A 22,861-nucleotide genomic window follows, 5' to 3' on the forward strand; every position below is an offset into this window, starting at 1 on the left:
TGACTAGTAACATCGATGACTATCCAGGGCAGGCAGCCATGACCACCACCGCAGACCGCTTCCGCGCCGCCGTCGAGAGCAGCGACCTCGCCGCCCTGGACGACCTGTTCACCGAGGACGTCCGGTTCTACAGCCCGGTCAAGTTCCCCCCGTTCGAGGGCAAGCCGATGGTGCTGGGCCTGTTCGGGGTGCTGCTGCGCACCTTCCAGGACTTCCGCTACATCGGCGACCTGACCGGCGCCACCGAGACCTCCGCCGACGGCGCCGAGGCGCCCGCGGAGGTCCTGCTGTTCCGGGCCACCGTCAACGGCAAGCAGATCCACGGCATCGACCTGCTGCACTTCGACCAGGACGGGCGGATCAAGGAGTTCACCGTGATGGTGCGCCCCCAGTCCGCGGTACACGCCCTCGGCGAAGCGGTCCTGGCCGGCCTCGTCGCCGACGGCCTGGTCCCCGCGCCGGACCGCGCCGCGCCAAGGCCCTGACGGCACCGGCGCGCTGACGCCGCGTCGGTTCGGGGTCAGTCCCAGGCGGTGACCGGGTTGCCGAGCCAGCGGCTCCGCTCCGGGATCGACTCGCCGCGCATCACCAGCGAGGACGGGCCGACCGCCGCCGCGTCGCCGACCGCCGCGCCGAGCAGCACGATCGAGTGCGGTCCCACGGTGGCCCCGGCCCCGACCCTGATCCGGTCCATCCGCATCAGCCGGTCGTGGAACAGGTGCGTCTGCACCACCACGCCCCGGTTCAGGGTGCAGCCGTCGCCCAGCTCGACCAGGTCGGTCTCCGGCAGCCAGTGCGTCTCGCACCACACCCCGTGCCCGATCCGCGCGCCCAGGCTGCGCAGCCACAGGGTGAGGAACGGCGTGCCGACCAGGCTGCTGCCCAGCATCGGCATCGCCAGTTCCTCCACGAAGGTGTCGAAGAGTTCGTTGCGCCAGACGAACGAGCTCCACAGCGGCTGCACGCCGCTGCGGAAGCGTCCGATCAGCAGCCACTTGGCAGCGGTGGTGAGGGCGCAGGCGGCGACGCCGCAGAGCAGCAGGATCAGTCCGGCCGGCAGCAGCGACGCCAGCGGTCCCTGCCGCAGCAGCAGCGCCTGCAGCCCGACCGCGGCCAGGTCCGCGAGCAGCACCGCGCACACCGTCGGCGCGAGCCGGCACAGCTCGACCGCGGCCCTGGCCAGGACCAGCCGCCGGGGCGGGTCGTAGGTGCGGGTGGTGTCGCCGGTCTCGGCGACCCGCTGCATCGGGAAGCCGGGCCGTCCGAGCCAGGAGCTGCCGGGCACGGCCTCCGGCGGGGCGTCGGAGAGGACGCCGACCAGCGAGTCGTCGGCCCGGCCGCGGCCGGGGCCGACGATCGCCGAGTTGCCGACGAAGGAGCGCCGCCCGCCCGAGGCCGGGCCCAGCCCCAGCCAGCCCCCGGACAGCTCGAACGGGGCGAGCAGGGTGTCGTCGGCGAGGAACGCGAAGTCCTCGACCGTGGTCAGGCCGGGCAGCATCAGCGCGGTCGAGGCCTCGACCCGGCGGCCGATCCTTGCCCCGAGCAGCCGCAGCCAGTGCGGGGTGGCCAGCGAGGCGTAGAGCGGAAAGAGCTGTGCGCGGGCGGTCCCCATCAGCTGGTGCACCAGCCAGACCGACCAGCCGACGCGTCCGTGCGCCGGGTGCAGGCCCGCCCTGACGCTCCGTGAGCCGAGCCGGACCAGTACTGCCAGCAGCAGGGCGTAGAGCACCCGGCTGAGCAGCGCCAGCGGCAGCGAGGCCAGCAGCAGCCGGGCGAAGGCCTGCCCGGCGCTGGGATCGCGGCCGAGCAGGGCGTAGAGCGCGAGCAGCGCGGGCGCCGCGGCGAGCAGCGGCAGCAGCTGCAGCGCGGGCAGCGACAGCCCGTACACCAGGTCCCAGGCCCGGTCGCGAATGCGCGAGCGGTGCAGGCGCTGCGCGGGCCAGGCCGCGGTGACCGGCGGGGCCGGGACCGTCTTCGGGGCCGAGGTGGCTGTCGGGGTCTCGGCGGTCGTCGGGGCCGGGACGGTCAGCGGCGGGGTCGGGATCGGGCGGGCCGGGGAGCCGTGGGCGCGGGTTCCGGCCGGGACGCTGCCGGTGACGCAACTGCCGGGGGCGACCTCCGCGCCCGGACCGATCTCCGCGCCGGGCATCAGCATCGCCCGGGTGCCGACCCTGGCCCCGGCGCCGACGGTGATCGTGCCCAGCCGCAGCAGGTCGCCGTCCAGCCACCAGCCGGCCGCGTCCACCTCGGGTTCCAGCGAGCAGCCCGCGCCGAACTCGGCCAGGCCGGTGACCGGCGGCATGGTGTGCAGGTCGGCGTCCGGGCCCACGGTGCAGCCGAGCAGCCGCGCATAGCGACGGGCCAGCGGGGTGCCGACGACGGCGGCCACATTGAAGGCGGCGACCAGCCGTTCCGCGGTCCACAGCCGCAGGTGCACCCGACCGCCGCGGCGGTAGGCCCCCGGGCGCAGCCCCAGCGTGAGCAGCCGGGCGCAGGCCGCGCCGAGGAGGGTCCGGCCCAGGGCGCTGCTGAGCAGCAGCCAGCCCGCGCCGATGGCCCACCAGGAGGTGGGCTGGGTCCAGCTCGGCAACTGCGCGAAGCCGTGGCCGCCGAGGGCGCCGAGGCCGAGCAGGTCGTCCCTGAGCAGATTGTTGAGCGCGGCCAGCACCAGCACCCAGCGGGCCGCGCCGACGATCTGAAGCATGATCAGCACCAGCGCCTGACAGAGGCCGCTCCAGCGTAGTGAACGTTCACTCACCCGGGGTACGGGCGCGCTGCGGCGCCGCTCGGACGGCGGCAGCGGCAGCGGCGACGAGGGGGCCGGAGCCGCTTCGGCCCGGTCCGGGTGGGCGGAGCTGCCCAGCGGGGCGGTCAGTTCCAGGTGGGCGGCAAGGTCGCCGAGCCGGGGCTGCCGGTAGAGGTCGGCCACCGACAGGCCGGGGTGCCGTTCCCGTAGCGCGGAGACGAGTTGGGCGGCGGCCAGGCTGGTACCGCCGAGGGCGAAGAAGTCCGCGTCGGCGTCGACGCTGACGCCGAGCAGGTCACGCCACTGCTCGGCCAACCGCGCCGCCGTCCCGCGCAGCCCACTCCCGCCGCCCGGCCCCGTGCTGTCCGCCCCGCCCGCCTGCGCGGGCACCGCGGGCGGCAGGGTGGACGGCAGCGGCCAGGGCAGGGCGGCCCGGTCCACCTTCCCCGAGGTGCGGGTCGGCAGCTCCGGCAGCACCGCGAGCACCGGCACCAGGGCCGCGGGGAGCCGCTCCAGCAGCAGCCGTCGCAGCGCAGCCGGTTCGGTCTCGGCCCCCAGCTCCGGCACCAGGTAGCCGACCAGCACCTGTCCCCCGCTCGCGGTGTCCCGGACCGCCGCTGCCGCCGCCCGCACCCCCGGCAGCCCGGCCAGCGCGGCGTCCACCTCGCCCAGCTCCACCCGGCGTCCGCCCAGCTTGACCTGCTCGTCGGCCCGGCCGACGAACACCAGCCCGGCCGGGTCGGCGCGGACCAGGTCCCCGCTGCGGTAGACCCGGTCGCCGGACAGGGCCGGGTGCGGGCCGAACCGCTCCGCGTCCTTGAGCGGGTCGAGGTAGCGGGCCGCGCCGACCCCGCCGATCATCAGCTCACCGGTCTCGCCCCAGCCGACCGGGTCGCCGTCCGGGTCCACGACGGCGATCTCCCAGCCGTCCAGCGGAGTGCCGATCCGCACCTCCCGCCCCGCCCGCAGCAGCGCCGCGCAGGCGACCACGGTGGTCTCGGTCGGCCCGTAGGTGTTCCAGAACTCCCGGTGCGGCCGGTCCAGCCGGGTGACCAGTTCGGCGGGACAGGCCTCGCCGCCGACGATCACCAGCCGGACCGCGTCCAGCGCCGCCACCGGCCACAGCGCAGCCAGCGTCGGGACCGTGGACAGCGCGGTGATGCCCTGCTCCACCAGCCAGGGCGCGAGTTCAGCGCCGGCCCGGACCAGCGAGCGCGGGGCCGGGACCAGGCAGGCGCCGTGCCGCCAGGCCAGCCACATCTCCTCGCAGGAGGCGTCGAAGGCCACCGAGAGCCCGGCCAGCACCCGGTCGCCGCGGCCCAGCGGGGCGTCCCGCAGGAACAGCCCGGCCTCGGCGTCGACGAAGGCGGCGGCCGAGCGGTGGGTGACCGCGACGCCCTTGGGACGCCCGGTGGTTCCCGAGGTGAAGATCACCCACGCGTCGTCCCCCGGCACGGGCCCGCCGTCCCAGCCCCGCGCCCGGCCCTCGCCACCCGGCGCCGGCGCCGCTCCCACTCCCGCCGGCGGGTCAGCCAGCGGGTCCGACCCGGGGTCCGCCGCAAGCCCCGGCGCGAGCCGCACCGTTCCCCCCGCACCCAGCACCGCGCGCACCCCGGCGTCCTGCCAGATCAGCTCGGCCCGCTGGTCCGGGTCGTCCACGTCCACCGGGACGTACGCCGCGCCGGCCGCCAGCACGCCGAGGATCGAGGTGTACAACTCGGCCGTCCCGGACGGGATCCGGACACCGACCCGGTCGCCGCGGCCGATCCCGAGCCCGGTGAGCCGCGCGGCGACCGCGCCCGCCGCCGCCCACAGGCCCTGGTAGTCGAGCACCGCGCCGTCCGCGTCCAGCGCGGGTGCGTCGGGGGTGTCCCGCACCGCGGCTCGCAGGATGTCGACCAGGGTCCGGGCGGGGGCCGCCGGAGCCGCGGGCCAACCGGCCCGCGGTTGCGGCAGCGTCGCCGCGGGGACGTTCTCGGGTTTCACGTTCCGCGCTCTCGTCAGTCAGGTGCCGAATTCCACCTTGATTGACGAGCGCGCGATGCCCGGGTAACTGTGAATTGCGCATAATGTTGGTAAATCCTGATAAGCCATCATTTACTGGATGGGTCAGGAGCCACCGGAGAGCCGGGCCAGTTCCTCCCGGACGTCGGGGTCGTCGGGGGCCAGCGCCGCGGCGGCCTCCAGATCGGCGAGCGCCTGGTCGGTGCGGCCGCAGTCGCGGTGCACCAGGGCCCGGTTGTAGTGCAGGGCAGGGTCGTCGGGGTCCAGCCCGACCGCGCGGTCCAGGTCGTCGGCGGCGGTGGCCAGGTCGCCGGTCGAGTACGCCAGCACGGCGCGTCCGACCAGTCCGGAGACCAGGTCCGGGTCCGCCTTCAGGGCCCGGTCGAAGGCGGCCCTGGCGGCGGCGAAGTCCTCCGCCTCGGCGAACACCTGGCCGAGCACCGCGTGCAGATAGGGGTTCTCCGGGTCGTGTTCGAGGCCGTGCAGGGCGTCGTCGCGCGCGGCGTCCCAGTCGCCCTGCTCCAGGTAGAGGCCAGCCCGGTTGACGTAGGCGTCGACGAAGTCCGGCGACAGCTCCAGCACGTAGCTGAAGTCGGCCAGCGCACCGTCCGTGTCGCCCTCGCCGAACCGCAGGTCGCCCCGGTTGTAGTAGATCTCGGGGAACGGCGGCGACAGCCGCATCGCCGTCGCGTAGTCCGCCGCGGCCTCCTCGGGACGGCCCAGTTGCCGCAGGATGTTGCCGCGCTCCAGGTAGTGCTCGGCGTGGTTCGGGTCCTGCTCGATCACCACGGCGTAGTCGGCCAGCGCGTCCTGGAGCCGGCCGAGGGCCAGGTAGACCCTGGCCCGGTTGTTCTTCAGCACCGAGCGGTGCAGCAGGTGGTCGCCCGGCGGCAGCAGCCGGTCCAGGCTCTCGATGCACTCGTCCACCAGCCGCAGCGCCTCCCCCGGCTGGCCCAGGTTCGCCTCCACCAGAGCCAGGCCGTTGCGGTAGAAGGCGCTCTGGAAGGCGCGCTCGTGCGGGTCCGCGATCAGGGAGGCGGTGGCGATGGCGGCGTTCAGCCAGGACTTGGCCTTGCGCTGGTCGCGCTGCTCGGGGTCCTTGTGGCGGGTGTAGAGCATGGCGGTCGAGTACGCGGCGTTGGTGTGCACGCCCGGTTTCACCGAGTTCAGCCGCGCCTGGTCGTCCATCAGCTCGGCCTCCTCGGTGCGGCCGAGGATCGACAGGGCCAGCGTGGTCCCCTTGACGAAGGCCCACCAGCGGTCGTGCTCGGTCCCGGGGTCGACCAGGGCGATCCCGCGGGCGCCGTACTCGACACAGGCCTCGTAGAAGCCCAGGCAGAGGCAGTGGTCCATGGCGTGGAAGACGGCGAGGACGCCCGCGTCCGCCGGGTCGGTCCCGTGCTCGCGGTGGTGCGCGAGCGCCCCGATCCGCAACGACTCCTGGTCCAGCGCCTCGATCTCGGCGGCCCTGCGGTCGTGCAGCCCGGCCCGGACGGCGGGGTCCAGCGCGGCGTAGGCGGCGAGCAGGGCCGGGTCGTCACCGGTGCAGTCGGCGGCGATATGGCTCCAGGCCAGCTCCTCGTCGGCGTCCGCAGTGGTCGCGGCACCGGGCGCGGCACCGGGCGTCGAGCCGACGACCGGGGTGGTCCGGGCGCTGCTCCGCAGCACGGCCAGCAGGGCGTCGTCGCGCGGGTCGACGTCCGGGGTGCAGACCACGACGCACAGCCGCTCCGCGGGGACCCGGCGCAGCAGTGAGCCGAGGAACTCCAGGTCGGTCGGGTCGGCCTGGTCGACGTTCTCCACCACCAGCACCCGCGGCCCGACCTCGGCCGGGCTGTCCCGGACGAACTCCACCAGGCCGTTGCCGATCCGCACGGTCCGCAGCCGGGCGTAGTAGCGGGTGCGCTCCGCCGGAATCGCCATCGAGGTCAGGGTCTCCCGCGAGCTGGGCACGATGGCGCTCAACTCCGGCGCGGCGGAGAGCAGTTCGATGTCGTAGCGGTGCACGAGATCCGGGTCGAGCGGCAGCACCCGCGGCACCAGTGCGCTGACCAGGCGGCCCGCCGCGGTGTAGGGGCCGCGCAGGCGGCGGTGTGCGTCCAGCACCAGGACGCCGCCGCCGACGTCACCGCCACCGACGTCACCGCCGACGCCGCTCTGCTCGCTCAGTTCGCGCAGGCTCAGTGCCCGGTCGGCGCGCAGGCCGCCGCGCAGCCAGTGATGGGTGCGGAGAAACTCGTTCATCCCAACCTCCTTGCAAGAGAAGCCCGGTAGGGGTCGATCGACCCGGAGACCAGTCCGGGGATCAGCCCGCGATCTCCTCGGCGACCGCGGCGCGGGTCGCCCGGCCGCCCCGCCGCTGCCAGCCGCGGATCGCGAGCACACCGGCGATGGCCAGCTCGCCGAAGTTCAGCACCAGGAAGACGCAGGTGTCGGTGACGTTCAGCGGCGTGGGATCGGCCACCAGCTTGTGCACGGCCAGCTCGGTGATCCGCACCGCGGTCGGGATCACCGCGATCACCAGCAGCGCGGTCATCAGGGTGTATCCGGCGACCATCAGCCAGACGTACCAGCGGGCCACGCTGCGGTCCCGCGGCGTCCAGCCCTCCGGGTCCACCAGCCTCTCCCGCCGTCCGAGCAGGCTCCAGAAGCGGTTCTGCAGCGTCTGCCGGGCGACGGTCTGCAGGTCGTTGCAGCCCAGCACGGTGGTGGCCAGGAAGTACAGGTCGGTGCGCAGGAAGAAGTAGAACTGCCAGGCGAAGCGCATCAGCGTGCCGAACGCCATGGCCAGGAACAGCCGCCCGATCAGCCCGGCCGCCCCGGGCTGCCGCACCAGCGGGATCGCGGCGAGCGTCAGCGCGCACGCCACCAGCAGGTCGACCAGGATTCCGGCCAGCATCGGCAGGTAGCGCTTCCGCCGGGGGACGGCGACCAGCCCGTCCAGCGAGGTGACGAACACCAGGTAGTAGAACCGGCGGCCGATCCGCAGCGTGGAGTTGAGCCCGAGCCGCCGCCCGGCCACGGCGTGCGCGCCCTCGTGCAGCAGGATCCACGGGGCCTGGCCGATCACATTGCCGAGGGTCAGCGCGACCAGCGACGAGCTGGTGAAGAAGATGTTCTGGTAGCGGGGCGCCACATGGCGGTCGAGCACCATGGCCGCGATTCCGGCCCCGATCAGCAGCGCGTAGAGGACCCAGGCCGGCGGCGAGAACAGCGCCGTGCCGAGCCGCTGCCAGCGGACCGCCTTCGCCTCGGCGACCTGTTCGCCCTCGGGGACGAGCATCTCGTACTCGTCGAGCACTTCGAGGAACTCCAGGATGTCGACCTGCTCGCCGTACTCCTCGCCGAACCAGCGGGCCGCCTCGTTCGGCGAGTCCCCCGCCTCCAGCCGCCGCAGCAGCGCCGCCGCGTCCACCGGGAACAGCCCGTAGGAGTCGATGTCGGGCCGCCCGACGGTGACTTCCTCGCCCTCCTCCAGGAAGGTGAGCGGGTAGAGCCTCAGGGATTTGTCGAGATCCAGTGCCGCCAGGTCCATGCCCCCACCTCACCGTCCGCGGATACACTCCAGGAGGGTCCGGGCCGCTATCCGCGCGGCCCGGACCTTTCGCTGAGCCGACTCGGCCGCGAAGGGGCGGAACGTCATCCCCCTACGGCCCGATGACGATGCGTCAGGCGAGGATGACGGGGCCGCCGCCGCAGTAGCAGGTGGTGGAGGCCGAGGTCAGCCGGACGGTACCGGCCTTGCGCACGGTGAACTTCTTCATGGTGAACTCCTTGTCGCTCGTGTGACACGGCTCGGACGCGGTCGCGCCCGAGTCTCCCGACGCTTCGGGAGGTCGCTGGGGAGCTGGTGGCTCCGATCGAGCTCTGCCCGACGCCGCAGCCGGATAGGCGCGGTGCCGGCATTACGGTGCGGTGCAGATGACGTAAAGGCGAAGTGATGGATCCGCGAAGGCGTGTTCGCATGCGTCCACATCGCTGAGAGAGTTCCACGTCACCTGACGGCCCGTCAACATGTCCGCATCAAGGACGTCCGAAAAGCTCCAGGCCGCTGACTTGCCACTCATTCCACGTGAGTTGACTGTCCGTCACCAGATATGTCATGTGCATGATATTCGATGATCGTCCGGACTTCGCCCCGGAATCAGGGCGGGCATGCGGCTGGATTTCCCACACCCCAGTAAACGCGAAGAAAGGGCCGCCCGGAACGGCCGAGGAAATTCGGCGAAATCCGGCGGCCCGGCCCGCTCCTGATTCGCGGGCGTTCCGCGCAGGGCCCCAACAGGCAGGGGTCGACACGCGATCCGCGCGGCGGACCCGGCCCCGTTCCTCAACGGAGCCGCCGCCGCTCCGGCCACTACGACCGGGGCGGCGGCACCTCGTTTGCCGACGATCGACTCCGGGCGGCCACTGCCGGCCCGCCGCCTCACCCCGACCCGGCGCTCCCGCGGCAGACGCCGACGGCGAGCGCGCCGACCGGGTGGATCAGTCCGGCCGACGCGGGTGGTGGCGCAGGGTTCCAAAGGCCACGTCCCGGGCGTTTCGCCCGAACCCCTCCCACCGGCCGTCCCGACGGCGGTTTCCAGCCACCGTCGGGCCCGGACGGCGCTCAGTGCCAGTCGCTGATCTGGACGTCCCGCGGCGCCGGAGCGCCCTCGCCAGTCTCCAGCAGGGACTTCAAACTCATCAGGAACGAACCCCACTTGGTGCTGCAGTGGTGCATGAACTCCACCGGCTCCTTCCAGCCCTGATGCCCGAACAGCACGATCGCGTAGTCGCCCTCCTGGCGGAGCTTCCACTCGACCGTCGTCCCGATCCACTCCTCCGGGCCGTCGACCACCCGCCAGACCACCCGCTCGGACGGCCGCAGCTCGACCACCTCCATGTCGAAGCCGCCCACCGCGAAGCGGAACCGGACGATGCCGCCGACGATGCCGGCGCTCCCCTCGGTGTCGACGGTCCACCAGTCGGCCAGGCCGTCGACGGTCGTCAGCGCCTGGTACACCTTCTCCGGAGCCGAGTCCTTGATGCCGACCCGGTGCAGAATGTCCGCCATCTCAGTTCTCCCTTCCGTCCTGCTCCTGCTGCTCCTGCTGCTCCTGCTGGGCGCGCTGGATCGTCTCGGCGATCCGCTTGATCCGCTGCAGCCTGGCGTCCCAGGCCGAGCCGACCGACGCCAACTGGGCCACCGCGCGGGCGAGCTGGACATCGTCCACCTGGTAGCGCCGCTCTCGCCCGGCCGGGGTCGCCCGGACCAGTCCGGCCCGGTCGAGGACGCCGAGGTGCTTGGCCACCGCCTGACGGGTGACCGGCAGGCTCCGGCTCAGCGTGGTCGCGGTGCCGCCGCCCTCGACCAGCAGCAGGTCGAGCATCCGGCGCCGGGTCGGGTCCCCGATCGCGGACCAGAGGTCGTCGTCCACCTGCCCGGCCACCGCGGTGCTCACGGCCGCAGCTCCAACGTCGCGAGGTACGGCGCCAGCCGCGACAGGTAGAAGTCCCAGCCGCTGCTGTGCTCCTGGTACTGCTGCTCCAGGACGGCGGCCTCCCAGCCCATCTCGCGGAAGCCGGCCTCGGTCATCTTCAGCAGCGTCCCGCCGCCGGACGGCGTCAGCGCGAAGGTGACCAGCAACGAGTTGCCCTCCGCCGCGACCTGGTCGGCCGGGTGCGTCCAGCGGAACGAGAACAACCGCGGCGGTCGCACGTCCACGACGGTGAGCGCCACCACCATCCCGTCGGCGTCGCGGTCACCGAAGACGATCTCCCCCGAGGAGCCGGGGACCGGCTCGTACCGGGCGTCGTCCGGCCACCATTGCTTGAGGTGGTCGGGGCTGCTCACCACCTCGAAGACGACCTCGGGCGAGGCCTCGACGTAGACCTCGCGCTCGATGGTTCCGAATTCCATCTCATCCTCCCGCAACGTTTGGTTGCACATCACACTACGCGGCAGACACGCTCGACGCAACCGTTGGTTGCGCCACGGCGCCGTCCTAGAGTGGTCGTATGAGCGCCCCGCGGCCGACGTCCGCGTTCCATGCCGGGAACATGTCCGATGCGATGACCGAGAGGCTGGTCGGCGCGCTGGACGCGCAGGCCGCGAGCGCGGGGGTGCGGCGCCTGCGCGGGTGGGCGCACCTCGGGCTGGCGGCGAACCCCGGTGAGCGGGCGGTGGACGTCGGCGCGGGCACCGGGTCGGAGACCCTGGCGCTCGCGGCGGCGGTCGGCCCGCACGGCGACGCGGTCGGGGTCGAGCCCAACCCCGGCCTGCGCGCGGTCGCCGAGCAGCGGGCCGCCGCGGCGAGCAGCACGGCCCGCTTCGTCGACGGCGACGCGCTGGCGCTGCCGCTGGACGATGCCGGGGTCGACCTGGTCTGGTGCGAGCGGGTGTTCCAGCACCTCGGCGAACCTGAGCGGGCCGCCTCGGAGATCGCCCGGGTGCTGCGGCCCGGCGGACGGGTCGCCCTGCTCGACACCGACTGGGCGACCACGATCCTGCACCCCGGCGACCCCGCCGTCGTCGCCGCGCTGACCGGCGGCGCGCTGAAGGCCGCGGCCAACCCGTACGCCGGTCGGCGGCTGCTGGAGAATCTGACCGGAGCGGGTCTCCTGGTGGACGACATCGGTTCGCAGGCGCTGGTCCAGAACCCCCGTGAGGTCAACTGGCCGATCGTGCGGATGCTCGGCGAGGGGGCGGTACGCGGCGGGCTGATCAGCGCCGAGCAGCAGGACGCCCTCTACGCCGACCTCACCGCGGCTGCCGCGAGGGGTGCCCTGCACATGTCGGTGACCATGTTCGGCGTCCTGGCCCACCGGCCCGCCTGAGATCTGACGCCGACTCACCCAGGGGCGTCCTCACTCCCCGCAGGCGGCGGCGCGCTCCAGCAGCAGGGTGCGCTCCGCGCCGTTGCGGGTGAGCGCGGCGGCCTGCTCGAACTCCCTGCGCGCCTCGGCCCGCCGTCCGAGCCGGGCGAGCAGGTCGCCGCGGACGCTCGGCAGCAGGTGGTAGCCCTTCAGCGTGTCGGTCTCGGCCAGCGCGTCGACCAGCGCGAGCCCTGCGGCCGGACCGTACGCCTTGGCGACGGCGACCGCCCGGTTCAGCTCGACCACCGGGGACGGCGCCCTGGCGGCAAGGGCTTCGTAGAGCCCGGCGATGCGGGCCCAGTCGGTCTCCGCCGCGGTGAGCGCGCGGGCGTGGCAGGCGGCGATGGCCGCCTGCAGGGTGTACGGGCCGTAGCCGCCGCCCGCGGCCGAGAGCTCCTCGGCCCGGACCAGGGCGGCGAAGCCGCGGCGGATCAGCAGCTGGTCCCAGCGCGAACGGTCCTGGTCGGGCAGCAGCACCGGGGCTCCGGACGCGTCGGTCCTGGCGGCGGAACGCGAGGCCTGGATCTCCAGCAGCGCCACCAGCCCGTGCACCTCCGGCTGCGACGGCATCAGCCCGGCCAGGACCCGGCCCAGCCGCAGCGCGTCCTCGCACAGGCCGGGCCGCATCCAGTCGTCCCCCGCGGTGGCCGAGTAGCCCTCGTTGAAGACCAGGTAGACCACCTCAAGCACGGACCCCAGCCGTTCGTCCAGCTCAGGCCCGTACGGAACCTCGAACGGGACCTCCTCCTTGGCCAGGGTCCGCTTGGCCCGGACGATCCGCTGGGCGACGGTGGGCTCCGGCACCAGGAACGCCCGAGCGATCTCCTCCGTGGTCAGCCCGCCGAGCAGGCGCAGCGTGAGCGCCACCCGGGCCTCCCGGGACAGCACCGGGTGGCAGGCGGTGAACACCAGGCGCAGCAGATCGTCCTGGATGTCCTCCGGGTCGGCCCCGCCGGGCGGGCCGTCCTGCTGCTGCCGCTGCTCGATCTCCTGCTCGTGGCCCAGCAGTTGGAGCTTGCGGGCGAGCCGCTCGTTGCGGCGCAGCAGGTCGACGGCGCGGTGCTTGGCGGTGGCCATCAGCCAGGCGCCCGGATTGCGCGGGACGCCCGACTGCGGCCACTGTTCGAGCGCGGCGACCAGGGCGTCCTGGGCGAGTTCCTCGGCGGTGTCGATGTCGCGGATCAGCCGGGTGAGCCCGGCGATGAGCCGGGGCGACTCGATCCGCCACACCGCCTCGACGGTGTGCCGGATCCGGTCCTGGTCGGCTGCCACAACCACCCATCAGAGCAGCCGCGGGGCGCCCGCGCCAAACGGACGCCCCACGGCTGAGCGACTGAGCGGCTGAGCGGCCGGCCGACTGGGCTCATGCCGCGGGCGGTACGGCTACGACGCCTCCATCACCTGGCGGATCTCCATGACGAACTCCCACTCGTCGCCGTGGATCGCCAGGAACCGCGACCCCCACTCGGCCGCCTCCTCCTTCGACTTCGCCTGGACCAGCAGGTATCCGCCGATGAACTCCTTGGCCTCGGCGAACGGCCCGTCGGTCACGGTCTGCTTGCCTCCGGCGAGGTGGATCCGGGTGCTCTGCTCCAGCGGGCCGAGGCCCGCGGTGTCGAGCAGGACGCCCGCCCGGGTCATCTCCTCGATCAGCTTGCCCATCTCCTCCATCAGCTCGGGGGTGGGTCCGGACTCGGGCATCAGGGCCGGGTCGAGCTGCAGCAGCATCATGTAACGCATGGCGGGGTCCTCTCTCGGTGCGGGCTGTCTTCCAGCCCCTACCTAGGGCGTCGAACGGGCCCCGACCGAATCGACACGCGGGCGGAATCTTTTCCCGGCACTTTTTCTGCGCCGCGGCGGAGACGCCTCGGCGACGGCGCCGCGGCAACGCCCCGCGCAGAAGCTCACCGGTCCGCGGTCGGGTCCGCCGTCCGGTCCGCGGTCAGTCGGGCGACGGCGTCGGGTACCGAGCCGGCCAGCGGGATGAGCCTGGCGACCCCGCTGGCGTGGAGTATCCGCAGGACGCTGCGCTCGGTGGCCACCGCCGCCATCCGGCCCCCGTGGGCGTGCGTCCGGCGCCGGGCGCGGACCAGCAGGCCCAGGCCTCCGGCGTCGATGAAGTCAGCGGTCCGCAGGTCCAGCACCACCCTGGGCCAGAAGCCCCCGGTGACCTGGTCCACGGCCGAGCCGAGCGCGATCGCGGCGAGCAGGTCCAGCTCCCCGCCCAGTTCCACCACCGCCAGTTCCCCGGCCCAGTCCTGCACGCGCACGCTCGGCGCGGGCCGCGCGGGCATCTGCTGTTCCGTCTGCTCGTCGTCCATCGTCGTCCACCGCCCCCGCCCGTGCTCCGTCGGTCCGTGGCTCCGTCCAGGGGATCCGTCCATGGATCCGCGCCACCGTTCGCACGGACTCCTACCCGTTGTGCCGAGGCCATGCCCGGGACCCGCCCCCGTCCTCCGAACGGGTGACACGCGCCCGGAACCGGGGCAGTCGGGCCGGGCGTTGCACAGGACATGAAATCCACCCTCGTCCTCGGTATCGACCCGCACGCCGTGCCCGTGCCCGGTATGGACGGCGACGCGATCCGTGCGGCCCTCGACCAGGAGCTGGCCCGCTTCGGCGAGCACGGCATCGACGCCGCGATGACGCTGGTCGGGCTCGACGCCACCGCCGAGCCCGCGCTGATCGCGGCCCTCACCGAACGTGCGTGGGACGTCGTGGTCATCGGCGGCGGGATTCGCAAGCCCGAGCCGCTGCTGCCGTTCTTCGAGCAGGTGCTGAACCTGGTCCGACGACACGCGCCGGGGGCGGCGCTGGCCTTCAACACCAGCGGCGGCGACAGCGTCGAGGCAGCCGAACGCTGGCTCTGACCTGTGCGTCCACCGGGGCCGGAATCCGCAGCGCGCGGCCGATTATGCTGGGCGCATGGCTGAGTCGTTGGCGTCCGCGGTCACCTCTGCGGGGCGGCAGCGACCGTCCGCCGGGTCCGCCGTGCGCCTGGGGCGTCGCACGCTGCTGGAGTCGCTGTACCTGCTGACCGCGCCGGTGTGCGCGCTGGTCGGCCTGCTGCTGGTGCTCGGCGCGCTGTGCGTCGCTGCGGTCGGCCTGCTGCTGCCGAGCAGGTCGTCGGCCGTGGCCGCGGCCCTGGAGTCGGCCCGCTGGCCTGCCGATCTGGAGCGGTGGCGGATCGCCCGGGTACTCCCGGTACTCCCCGGTGACGGGGCGGGGCGGCGGGTGCACCCTCGACCGCCGAAGGGGACAGCCACCGCCGGGGCGGACCCGGGGCTGTGGCTGGACCTGGCGCATGCCGCGCTGGTGCTCCCCGTCGTCCTGGTCACCTCGGCGCTGACCGCGCTGTGGTGGTTCGTCGGCGTGGCCACCCTGTCGTCCCCGCTGCGCAACCCCTACACCTCCGGGTCGCTCCGGCCGATGAACCTCTACCTGGGCGGCTCCCAGTCGCACATCGCGCTGAGCCTGGGGCTGACCTCGCCGGGCCAGCGGGTGGCCTTCGCGGTCGTGGTCGGCCTGCTCGCGTTGTGCGCCCTGCCGCTGGTGACCCGTGCCTGCGTGGCCGCGCAGGCCGGGCTGGGGGCGGCGCTGCTGTCCGACCTGTCGGCGCTGCACCGCAGGATCAACGGACTTGAGCAGGAACGGGACACCGCCCGCGCGCAGACCGTCGCCGCGGTGACGGCCGAGGCGGCAGCCCTGCGCCGGCTCGAACGCGATATCCACGACGGCCCCCAGCAGCGGCTGGTCCGGCTGGCGATGGAACTGGGCCGGGCACGGCACCACTTCGACAGCAGGCCGGACGCGGCCAGGGAGGCGCTCGCCGACGCGATCGTCCAGGCGGAAGAGGCCCTGGACGAGCTGCGCGCCCTGTCCCGTGGGATCGCCCCGCCGATCCTGGTCGACCGGGGCCTGCCTGCCGCGCTCGCCGACCTGGCCGCGCGCTGCGTCGTCCCGGTCGAGCTCGACACCGCTCGCCCGGACCCCGCCGATCCCCCACGCCCCCGGCCGGACGCCGCGGTCGAGACGGCCGCGTACTTCGTGGTCGCCGAGGCCCTCACCAACGTGGCCAAGCACAGCCGGGCCCGTCGCTGCACCATCGGCATGCGCCACAGCGAGGGGGTGCTCCGGGTCTGGGTCACCGACGACGGCGTGGGCGGCGCGGCGCTGGCCAAGGGACACGGCCTGCGCGGCCTGGACGACCGGCTGCACGCGGTCGGCGGCAGGCTGCGGGTGACCAGCCCCGAAGGCGGCCCGACCACCGTCACCGCGGAGCTGCCATGCCGCTGACCCCGAACGGCACCGCCCCCGACGCGCAGCGGGAGCCGATGGCCCGCAGCCCGCTGCGGATCGTGGTGGCCGATGATGCGGTGCTGCTGCGCGAGGGCCTGGTCCGCCTGCTCACCGAGGACGGCCACCAGGTGGTGGCCGCGGTCGGCGACGGCCCCGCCCTGGTCGAGGCGGTGCTCGCGCACCGTCCGGACGTGTCGGTGGTCGATGTGCGGATGCCGCCGACCCACACCGACGAGGGCCTGCGCGCGGCGATCGCCGCTCGGGCGCAGCTGCCCGGCGCCCCCGTACTGGTGCTCAGCCAGTACGTGGAGCTGTCCTACGCCGCCGAGCTGCTCGCGGACGGCTCCGGCGCGGTCGGCTACCTGCTCAAGGACCGGGTCGCCCGGGTCGAGGAGTTCCTTGACGCCCTGCACCGGGTCGCCCGCGGCGCAACGGTGCTCGACCCGCAGGTGGTGTCGCAGCTGCTGGCCGGGCAGCGCCGGGACGACCCGCTGGAGGCGCTGACCGCACGGGAACGGGAGTTGCTGGCACTGATGGCGGCCGGGCACTCCAACACCGCCATCGCCCGGCAACTGGTGCTCTCCAGCAGCGCGGTGGAGAAGCACATCGGCAATGTCTTCGCCAAGCTCGGCCTACCGCCGGACGGCGCCCAGCACCGCCGGGTGCTGGCCGTCCTCGCCTACCTCAGCGCCTGACCGATGGGGTGGCAGGGTGGCGGGGTGACCGGTGAGTGAATACTCACCAACCGCCCTTGAAGAAGGCCAGCAGCGCCGGCGCCGGGTCCGCAGCGGTAGCGGTGTTCGCCACCGCGACGACGAGCGCGGCCAGCCCCAGCAGCGCCGCAAGGACCCCGAACGCACCCAGCACCCGCCTCGTTCGCCGATCGGCCCCTCGCCGCCGCCACGCCAGCACGCCGACACCGACGAAGACCGCCGCCACGACCGAGGCGAGCACCGCCATCACCGCGTGGTACCAACCGAAGTCACGCACCATCACCGCGACGGCGGGCGCCGCGCCCGCGCCGCCGCCCGGATACCCGGCCAGGCCCTGCCTGACCTGATCAACGGCGTCGGCGAGGCGTCCGCCGGGCGAGCCCAAGGGCAGCATCGACAGCACTGACGAGAGCGGCGCCAGCGCACCCTGGGTGTTCGCCATCAGCGCCAGCAGCGAGAAGAACGCGAGCGCCGCGACGACGGTCCCGGCCGAGGCGAGAGCGATTCTGCCGCCCGCCGCCAGGACGTCACCGGATTTCAGAAACGCCTTCCAGAGCACGGTTCCGAGCGCGATCAGCACCAGCAGCAGAACCGCCGAGATCACACCCTTGGCCACATGGAAACGGAACCAGTAGTCGACCACCCGCGCCATGTCCGGCGACAATGCCCGCTCGCCGGAATTCCAGTAGTCGACGAACGCCGCGCGAAGGGCGCCGACGAGGTTGCGCTGATCGGCGAGGCCGCCGTCCGACGTGCCCGCCGCCGCCAGCCGGGCCGGGGCGAGAACGAAGGCGGCGCCGAGCGCCACGGCCAGGACCGTGAGCAGGGCGAGCGCCCGACCAGGGACGACCGCGCCCGGCGGGGACGGGGCTTCGTGAACGGAACGGCGGTGCGTGGGAAATCCTTCGGCTGTCATGCCGATCACCCTGTCGCGGCACCGGTGCCCCGGTCACTGCGGTGCGCCATCCAGCCGGGGTGTGGCCTGCCCTACCCCGGCTGGACGGGCCCACCCCTCAGTGCCGCGGGCGAGCGGGTCGGTGAGGTGTGGGCGGTGGACCAGGCAGCCATGGCGAGGTTCCACTGCTCACCGCTGAGGGCGGTCAGGGAGGCGGGGAACAGCCCGTCCTCCTCCTTGGCGATGTGGTGCCGCAGCTCGTCGGCTGCCTGCGTGAACGCCGTTCGCTGCGCCGGATCGTCGAGGTCCAGCGCGGCGAGGAAGGCAGCCAGCTCCCGGTGTTCGTCCTCAAGGGCGGCAATGTAGTCGGCGTACTCGTCGTCCTCGCGCATCACCGCGAACAGTCCGTTCTCCTCGCCCGCCCAGTGCAGCCGGAGCAGCTCGGCCATGGGGGCGACCAATGCGCGGGCCCGGTCCAGGTCGCCCTGGTCCATGGCGCGCACAGCGGCGCCGGCCAGGTCGGTCACCGCGTCGTGCTCGGCGATGAACTCCTTGATCAGCGGAATCTCCCGGCATCCGCAGTAGTGGCACACAGCAAGGTCCCCTTCGCTCGCCCCGGCGGCGGTCCGCGGCCGATCGGCCCTCCCATGATCGCCGCGCCCCGGCACCACCCCCGACGCGACACCCTGACCGGGGTCGGCCAGCCGCGGACAAACCCTTGGCCAGTTCTAGTAATGATGTAATCATCGATACATGACTACACGAGATGAGCTGACCGAGAAGCTGCGGGGCTGGTTCGCCGGGCGGCTGCCCGACGGGTTGTTCGAGGAGGCCCCCGGGATCATCGTCGACCGGGAGGAGATCACCGTCATCGGCCGGATCGCCGTCCCCGCGACCGTGCCCGAGGCGTCCGAGACCGAGCGTGCCGTGGCGGTCGCCAGTCGGATCAAGGCGTTCCGCGAGCGCAGCAGGGAGGCCCGCATCGCCGTCGCCTCCGAGGCCGAGCACAGCTTCGGGCGCAAGGTGTCCTGGGGCGTCGTCTGCGGCGACACCACGCAGATGTTCACCACCCTCTCCGTCCCGGTGATGACCCGGCTCCGGCAGAGCGAGCGCACCCTGCTCGACACCCTGGTCGACGCCGGGGTCGCACGCAGCCGCAGCGACGCCCTGGGGTGGTGCGTCCGGCAGGTCGGCGAACGCGCGGAGACCTGGCTCGGCGACCTGCGCGAGGCGATGCGCAAGGTCGAGCAGGTGCGTGCCGCCGGACCGGATTCACAGGGCTGAGCCCGAGCCGCGAGCGGCTTTCCGCGCCGTCCCCGTCAGTTCGTCGGCCATGCGCCTGTCGAACATTTCGTAATCCTGCAATATTCAGAGCGTTGTGAGCGGTCGTCAGCCGCTGATATCAATGATCCAGGTGGCGTGGACCGCGCCGGTCGCGGGTAGACCCCTGCGAACAGACGTGACATGTCCATGGCACGCAACGCTGTGAGGACGAGGAAGACGAGGACGGGCATGCGCGTTATCCAACGACTGAGACTCGCCGCGGGCGCGGCGGCCCTGACCCTGGTGGCCGTCGGCTGCTCCGGCGGTGGAGGGGGTGGCGGCGGGGCGATAGGCAACGGCGAGAGCGCCAGTGCCAGCCAGGCCGCGGTGAAGCAGGGCGGGACGGTCACCATCGCCGAGGTGGGCTCGCAGCCCGACTTCATCTTCCCGCTGGCTCCGGCGACCAACCAGAACGGCTACAACGTCAACCTCACCCAGCCGCTGTGGCCGTTCCTGGTGTACACGGGCGACGGCGCCGACTCGGTGGTGAACAAGGCCAAGAGCCTGTACAGCTCGCTGGCCTACTCCAACGGCGACAAGCGGATCACCATCACCCTCAAGGACTGGAACTGGTCCGACGGAAAGCCGATCACCAGCCGGGACTTCACCTTCGTCTACAACCTGCTGAAGGCGAACGCCGCCAACTGGAATGCCCACCTCGTCGGGCTCTTCCCCGAGGACGTCGCCAAGGTCTCCACCCCGGACGCCCACACCGTGGTGCTGGACCTCACCCGGGCCTACAACCCGGACTTCTACACCGACGACGTCCTCAGCACCATCCCGCTGCTGCCCCAGCACGCCTGGGACAAGACCTCGGCGACCGGCGCGGTCGGCGACAACGACACCACCACCGCGGGTGCCAAGGCGGTGTACTCCTACCTGCAGAAGGAGGGCGCCAAGACCACCGAGTTCACCACCGACCCGCTGTGGCAGGTCGTCGACGGACCCTGGAAGCTCTCCGAGTTCCGCAGCAACGGCTACTACAGCTACGTGCCCAACTCCGGCTACTCAGGCTCCCCGCGGCCGGTCCTGGACAAGGTCGTCTTCACGCCCTTCACCACGGACACCCCGGAGATCAACGCGCTGCGCTCGGGCGGTTCGCTGGACCTCGCCGCGCTGCCGCTGAACGACATCAAGCAGGCGCAGGCGCTGCAGTCCAGCGGATACGCCATCGCGAGCGTGCCCACTCCCGGCGTCGCGGAGATCGAACCCAACCTCTACAACGCCCAAGTCGGCCCGCTGCTCCAGCAGCTGTACATCCGTCAGGCGATGGAGGAGCTGATCGACCGGCCGCAGATCGTCTCCAAGGTCTACAGCGGCTACGCGGACCCGGGCAACGGCCCGGTGCCGGTCAAGGCCAGCGGGGCCTGGGCCTCGCCGCTGGAGAAGGCCGGCGGCCCCTACCCGTACGACCCGGCCAAGGCCAAGGCACTGCTGCAGGCCCACGGTTGGAAGGTGGTGCCGGGCGGGGCGACGACCTGCCAGAGCCCGGGGACCGGAGCCGCGCAGTGCGGGGCCGGGATCGCCGCGGGACAGGCGCTGACCTTCAACCTGGTGTACTCCTCGGGCCGTGCCACCACGGACGAGCAGAACGCCGCCATCAAGTCCTCCGAAGCCCAGGCGGGCATCACCGTCAACCTCAAGTCCGAGCCGTTCAACACGCTGATCAGCACCATCGGCGCCTGCACCGCGAAGTCCCACCCGGCCTCCGGCTGCGGCTGGCAGCTGGCTGAGTTCGGCTACGACCCGTACCCGCTCTACCCCAACGGCACCGGGTTCTTCGACACCGGCGGCTACAACAACTCCGGCGGCTACTCCGACCCGACCATGGACCAGCTGATCAAGGCCACCGAGTACGGCTCCTCGGCCCAGGCGTTCACCGCCTACGAGGACTACGCGGCCCGTCAACTCCCCTGGCTGTGGCTGCCGTTGCGCGAAGGCATCCTGGTCTACCGGAAGAACCTGCAGGGCGTCGTCCCGCTCAACCCGTTCTCGGGCGGACTGGACTACGAGGACTGGGCCTACACCTCGTGACCGGCTACCTGCTCCGCAGGACCGGCGAGGCGCTGGTGGTGGTGATCGGGGTCATGGTGCTGACCTTCGTCCTGATCCACCTCGTCCCCGGCGACGCGGCGAGGGCCACCCTCGGGACCCGGGCCACCGCCGAGCGGATCGCCGTGTTCAACGCCGCCAACGGCCTGGACCGGCCGTTGGCGGCGCAGTTCCTGAGCTTCGTGAAGCAGGCCGCCGAGGGCAATTTCGGCACCTCCTACTCGCTCAACCAGCCGGTGTCCACGCTGATCGCGCAGCGGCTGCCGCGGGACGCCGTGCTGCTGGGGCTCTCCACCCTGCTCGCGCTCGCGGTCGCGCTGCCGATGGGGATCTACCAGGCGGTACGGCGCGGGCGGGCGGCGGACCACGCCTTCACCGTGGTCTCCTTCGTGCTGTACTCGATGCCGGACTTCTTCTTCGCGCTGCTGCTGGTCGCGGTCTTCTCGGTGCAGCTGCACCTGCTGCCGTCGCAGGCGCCGCAGGCGGAGTCGGTCGGCGGCATCCTGGCCGACCCGCGCGCCCTGGTGCTGCCGGTGGTCACACTGACCCTGGTCAGCGTGGCCGGCTTCAGCCGCTACATGCGGTCCTCGGCGATCGGCACCCTGGCCCAGGAGTACGTGCAGGTCGCCCGCGCCAAGGGGCTGCCGGAGCGGCTGGTGCTGCGCCGGCACGTGCTGCGGAACTCGCTGCTACCGGTGATCACCGTGCTGGGGCTGTCGGCCCCGGGCATCGTGGCCGGGGCGGTGATCGCCGAGTCGGTGTTCAACTACCCGGGCATGGGCCTGCTCTTCTACCAGGCCGCCACCAGCAAGGACTACCCGATCATGCTCGGGTCGACCCTGGTGGTCGGGGTGGCCACCGTGGTCGGCAGCCTGCTCGCCGACATCGCCTACAGCCTCCTCGACCCCCGGATCCGCTATGTCGCTTGAGCCCCCGACCTTCGACCCGACGGCCGCCAAGGCCAGGGTCGTTGACCCCCTGGACGTTGAGCCCGCGGCCGTCGAACCCCTGCACGCCGAGCCTCTGGACGCACCGGCACCGGCGCCACCCGGCTCCGGACGGCTGCTGGTCACGGCACTGCTCCGGAACCGGCGGGCGCTGGTCGGGCTGTGCCTGGTCGCGGTGATCGCCGCGTTCTGCTTCGTCGGGCCGCTGCTCTACCGGACCGACCAGGTCACCGTCCAGCTGGACCTGGCCCAACTCCCGCCCGGCGGCGGGCATCCACTCGGCACCGACGCCTCCGGCTACGACGTGCTGGGGCGGCTGATGACCGGCGGGCGGTCCTCGCTGGAACTCGGCTTCGCGGTGGCCGTCACCACGACCGTCATCGGCAGCCTCTACGGCGCGGTGGCCGGCTACCTCGGCGGCCTGGTCGACGCGGTGATGATGCGGGTCGTCGACACCTTCCTCGCCGTCCCCGGCATCGTGCTGCTGCTGATCATGGTCAGCATGTTCGCGCCGACGCTCTGGGGCATCGTGCTGCTGCTGTCGCTGCTCTCCTGGCTCGGCGCCGCGCGGCTGGTCCGAGGGGAGGTGCTCAGCCTGCGGACCAGGGAGTTCGTCCAGGCGGCGCGGATGATGGGCGGCACCGGCGGACGCGTCGTGCTGCGGCACCTGGTGCCGAACGCGGCCGGGGTGATCATCGTCAGCGGCACCTTCACCGTCGCCGACTCGATCCTCACCCTGTCCGCGCTCAGCTTCCTCGGGCTCGGGCTGCCGCCGCCGCACGCCGACTGGGGCACCATGCTCTCCGCCGGGCTCAACTCCCTCTACGACGGCTACTGGTGGCTGGTGTATCCGCCCGCGGCGATCCTGATCACCACCGTGGTCGCCTTCAACCTCATCGGCGACGCCGTCCACGACGCGCTGGACGTCCGCCTGCGACGCCCCTGACCCGCCGCGACCCGCACCCCGCCCACCCCGCCGCGACCTGCCTGCCTGCCTGCCGCACCCCGTCGCCGCACCCCCGCC

At 72.8% G+C, this 22,861-nt stretch carries 20 protein-coding genes; 9 read left to right on the forward strand and 11 right to left on the reverse strand.

The annotated features are described in order from the left end of the window. Positions 1-38 precede the first annotated feature (38 nt). Complete coding sequence (locus ACEZDE_RS02790; RefSeq protein WP_380531534.1) at positions 39-485, forward strand: nuclear transport factor 2 family protein; 447 nt, start codon at positions 39-41, stop codon at positions 483-485. A gap of 35 nt (positions 486-520) precedes the next feature. Here ACEZDE_RS02790 and ACEZDE_RS02795 read toward each other — a convergent pair whose 3' ends face one another. The 6 genes from ACEZDE_RS02795 to ACEZDE_RS02820 form a co-directional block, all read right to left on the reverse strand. Continuing rightward, positions 521-4,732, reverse strand: coding sequence for a Pls/PosA family non-ribosomal peptide synthetase (locus tag ACEZDE_RS02795; RefSeq protein WP_380531537.1), 4,212 nt, complete (start codon positions 4,730-4,732; stop codon positions 521-523). Between the two features lie 123 nt (positions 4,733-4,855). Further along, the gene (locus ACEZDE_RS02800) at positions 4,856-6,994 is read right to left on the reverse strand and encodes a tetratricopeptide repeat protein (RefSeq protein ID WP_380531540.1); all 2,139 of its coding nucleotides are present in this window, start codon (positions 6,992-6,994) and stop codon (positions 4,856-4,858) included. Positions 6,995-7,055: 61 nt separating this feature from the next. Continuing rightward, the gene (locus ACEZDE_RS02805; RefSeq protein WP_380531541.1) at positions 7,056-8,285 is read right to left on the reverse strand and encodes a hypothetical protein; all 1,230 of its coding nucleotides are present in this window, start codon (positions 8,283-8,285) and stop codon (positions 7,056-7,058) included. Between the two features lie 1,074 nt (positions 8,286-9,359). Next, positions 9,360-9,806, reverse strand: coding sequence for an SRPBCC family protein (locus ACEZDE_RS02810; protein WP_380531544.1), 447 nt, complete (start codon positions 9,804-9,806; stop codon positions 9,360-9,362). A 1-nt stretch (position 9,807) separates the two neighbouring features. Further along, on the reverse strand, positions 9,808-10,194 hold the full coding sequence (locus ACEZDE_RS02815) for an ArsR/SmtB family transcription factor (RefSeq protein WP_380531547.1): 387 nt from the start codon (positions 10,192-10,194) through the stop codon (positions 9,808-9,810). Next, a complete protein-coding gene (locus ACEZDE_RS02820) occupies positions 10,191-10,652 on the reverse strand; it encodes an SRPBCC family protein (protein ID WP_380531550.1) in 462 nt (153 codons plus the stop codon). The genes ACEZDE_RS02815 and ACEZDE_RS02820 overlap by 4 nt, the downstream gene beginning before the upstream one ends. A 98-nt stretch (positions 10,653-10,750) precedes the next feature. Between ACEZDE_RS02820 and ACEZDE_RS02825 the strand changes: the two genes are divergently transcribed. Beyond that, entirely contained in the window at positions 10,751-11,569 is an 819-nt protein-coding gene (locus ACEZDE_RS02825) for a methyltransferase domain-containing protein (RefSeq protein WP_380531553.1), read from the forward strand. A gap of 30 nt (positions 11,570-11,599) precedes the next feature. On the opposite strand, the gene ACEZDE_RS02830 is transcribed toward ACEZDE_RS02825, so the two are convergent. The 3 genes from ACEZDE_RS02830 to ACEZDE_RS02840 all read right to left on the reverse strand — a co-directional run bounded on the left by ACEZDE_RS02830 (position 11,600) and on the right by ACEZDE_RS02840 (position 13,929). After that, positions 11,600-12,886: an RNA polymerase sigma factor gene (locus tag ACEZDE_RS02830; RefSeq protein WP_380531556.1), complete on the reverse strand. Its 1,287-nt coding sequence runs from the start codon at positions 12,884-12,886 to the stop codon at positions 11,600-11,602. 105 nt (positions 12,887-12,991) lie between these two features. After that, positions 12,992-13,348 carry a YciI family protein gene (locus tag ACEZDE_RS02835; RefSeq protein WP_380531559.1) on the reverse strand — a complete coding sequence of 119 codons (357 nt, stop codon included), beginning with the start codon at positions 13,346-13,348 and terminating at the stop codon, positions 12,992-12,994. 164 nt (positions 13,349-13,512) lie between these two features. After that, positions 13,513-13,929, reverse strand: a complete 417-nt coding sequence (locus tag ACEZDE_RS02840; protein ID WP_380531562.1) for an STAS domain-containing protein — start codon at positions 13,927-13,929, stop codon at positions 13,513-13,515. A 192-nt stretch (positions 13,930-14,121) separates the two neighbouring features. On the opposite strand from ACEZDE_RS02840, the gene ACEZDE_RS02845 reads away from it, so the two are divergent. From ACEZDE_RS02845 to ACEZDE_RS02855, 3 genes are read left to right on the forward strand one after another with little or no spacing between them, the layout of a single operon-like run. Then, on the forward strand, positions 14,122-14,478 hold the full coding sequence (locus ACEZDE_RS02845) for a hypothetical protein (protein ID WP_380531565.1): 357 nt from the start codon (positions 14,122-14,124) through the stop codon (positions 14,476-14,478). Positions 14,479-14,533: 55 nt separating this feature from the next. Beyond that, positions 14,534-15,904 (forward strand): sensor histidine kinase, encoded by a 1,371-nt coding sequence (locus ACEZDE_RS02850; protein WP_380531568.1) that lies wholly within the window; start codon positions 14,534-14,536, stop codon positions 15,902-15,904. A gap of 53 nt (positions 15,905-15,957) precedes the next feature. Beyond that, a complete protein-coding gene (locus ACEZDE_RS02855; protein ID WP_380532327.1) occupies positions 15,958-16,602 on the forward strand; it encodes a response regulator transcription factor in 645 nt (214 codons plus the stop codon). Positions 16,603-16,645: 43 nt separating this feature from the next. On the opposite strand, the gene ACEZDE_RS02860 is transcribed toward ACEZDE_RS02855, so the two are convergent. Together ACEZDE_RS02860 and ACEZDE_RS02865 are read right to left on the reverse strand one after the other, a co-directional pair. Next, positions 16,646-17,536 carry a hypothetical protein gene (locus ACEZDE_RS02860; RefSeq protein WP_380531571.1) on the reverse strand — a complete coding sequence of 297 codons (891 nt, stop codon included), beginning with the start codon at positions 17,534-17,536 and terminating at the stop codon, positions 16,646-16,648. A gap of 71 nt (positions 17,537-17,607) precedes the next feature. Next, entirely contained in the window at positions 17,608-18,108 is a 501-nt protein-coding gene (locus ACEZDE_RS02865) for a hemerythrin domain-containing protein (RefSeq protein ID WP_380531573.1), read from the reverse strand. Positions 18,109-18,268: 160 nt separating this feature from the next. Here ACEZDE_RS02865 and ACEZDE_RS02870 point away from each other — a divergent pair, with 160 nt between their 5' ends. The 4 genes from ACEZDE_RS02870 to ACEZDE_RS02885 all read left to right on the forward strand — a co-directional run bounded on the left by ACEZDE_RS02870 (position 18,269) and on the right by ACEZDE_RS02885 (position 22,783). Further along, the gene (locus ACEZDE_RS02870; protein ID WP_380531576.1) at positions 18,269-18,799 is read left to right on the forward strand and encodes a hypothetical protein; all 531 of its coding nucleotides are present in this window, start codon (positions 18,269-18,271) and stop codon (positions 18,797-18,799) included. 228 nt (positions 18,800-19,027) lie between these two features. Then, complete coding sequence (locus ACEZDE_RS02875) at positions 19,028-20,872, forward strand: peptide ABC transporter substrate-binding protein (RefSeq protein WP_380531579.1); 1,845 nt, start codon at positions 19,028-19,030, stop codon at positions 20,870-20,872. Then, positions 20,869-21,819 (forward strand): ABC transporter permease, encoded by a 951-nt coding sequence (locus tag ACEZDE_RS02880; protein WP_380531582.1) that lies wholly within the window; start codon positions 20,869-20,871, stop codon positions 21,817-21,819. The genes ACEZDE_RS02875 and ACEZDE_RS02880 overlap by 4 nt, the downstream gene beginning before the upstream one ends. Next, positions 21,809-22,783, forward strand: a complete 975-nt coding sequence (locus ACEZDE_RS02885; protein ID WP_380531585.1) for an ABC transporter permease — start codon at positions 21,809-21,811, stop codon at positions 22,781-22,783. Before ACEZDE_RS02880 ends, ACEZDE_RS02885 begins: the two co-directional genes overlap by 11 nt. The last annotated feature ends 78 nt before the right edge of the window (positions 22,784-22,861 follow it).

It is taken from the genome of Streptacidiphilus cavernicola, assembly GCF_042510955.1.
Lineage (GTDB): Bacteria > Actinomycetota > Actinomycetes > Streptomycetales > Streptomycetaceae > Streptacidiphilus > Streptacidiphilus cavernicola.

Excerpts from the sequence above, each read along its gene's own strand:
- ACEZDE_RS02845 (WP_380531565.1), top strand. The coding sequence starts at position 14,122 with ATGAAATCCACCCTCGTCCTCGGTATCGACCCGCACGCCGTGCCCGTG.
- ACEZDE_RS02885 (WP_380531585.1), top strand. The coding sequence starts at position 21,809 with ATGTCGCTTGAGCCCCCGACCTTCGACCCGACGGCCGCCAAGGCCAGG.
- ACEZDE_RS02870 (WP_380531576.1), top strand. The coding sequence starts at position 18,269 with ATGACTACACGAGATGAGCTGACCGAGAAGCTGCGGGGCTGGTTCGCC.
- ACEZDE_RS02820 (WP_380531550.1), bottom strand. The coding sequence starts at position 10,652 with ATGGAATTCGGAACCATCGAGCGCGAGGTCTACGTCGAGGCCTCGCCC.
- ACEZDE_RS02805 (WP_380531541.1), bottom strand. The coding sequence starts at position 8,285 with ATGGACCTGGCGGCACTGGATCTCGACAAATCCCTGAGGCTCTACCCG.
- ACEZDE_RS02860 (WP_380531571.1), bottom strand. The coding sequence starts at position 17,536 with ATGACAGCCGAAGGATTTCCCACGCACCGCCGTTCCGTTCACGAAGCC.
- ACEZDE_RS02875 (WP_380531579.1), top strand. The coding sequence starts at position 19,028 with ATGCGCGTTATCCAACGACTGAGACTCGCCGCGGGCGCGGCGGCCCTG.
- ACEZDE_RS02850 (WP_380531568.1), top strand. The coding sequence starts at position 14,534 with ATGGCTGAGTCGTTGGCGTCCGCGGTCACCTCTGCGGGGCGGCAGCGA.
- ACEZDE_RS02800 (WP_380531540.1), bottom strand. The coding sequence starts at position 6,994 with ATGAACGAGTTTCTCCGCACCCATCACTGGCTGCGCGGCGGCCTGCGC.
- ACEZDE_RS02835 (WP_380531559.1), bottom strand. The coding sequence starts at position 13,348 with ATGCGTTACATGATGCTGCTGCAGCTCGACCCGGCCCTGATGCCCGAG.
- ACEZDE_RS02840 (WP_380531562.1), bottom strand. The coding sequence starts at position 13,929 with ATGGACGACGAGCAGACGGAACAGCAGATGCCCGCGCGGCCCGCGCCG.
- ACEZDE_RS02825 (WP_380531553.1), top strand. The coding sequence starts at position 10,751 with ATGAGCGCCCCGCGGCCGACGTCCGCGTTCCATGCCGGGAACATGTCC.
- ACEZDE_RS02790 (WP_380531534.1), top strand. The coding sequence starts at position 39 with ATGACCACCACCGCAGACCGCTTCCGCGCCGCCGTCGAGAGCAGCGAC.
- ACEZDE_RS02810 (WP_380531544.1), bottom strand. The coding sequence starts at position 9,806 with ATGGCGGACATTCTGCACCGGGTCGGCATCAAGGACTCGGCTCCGGAG.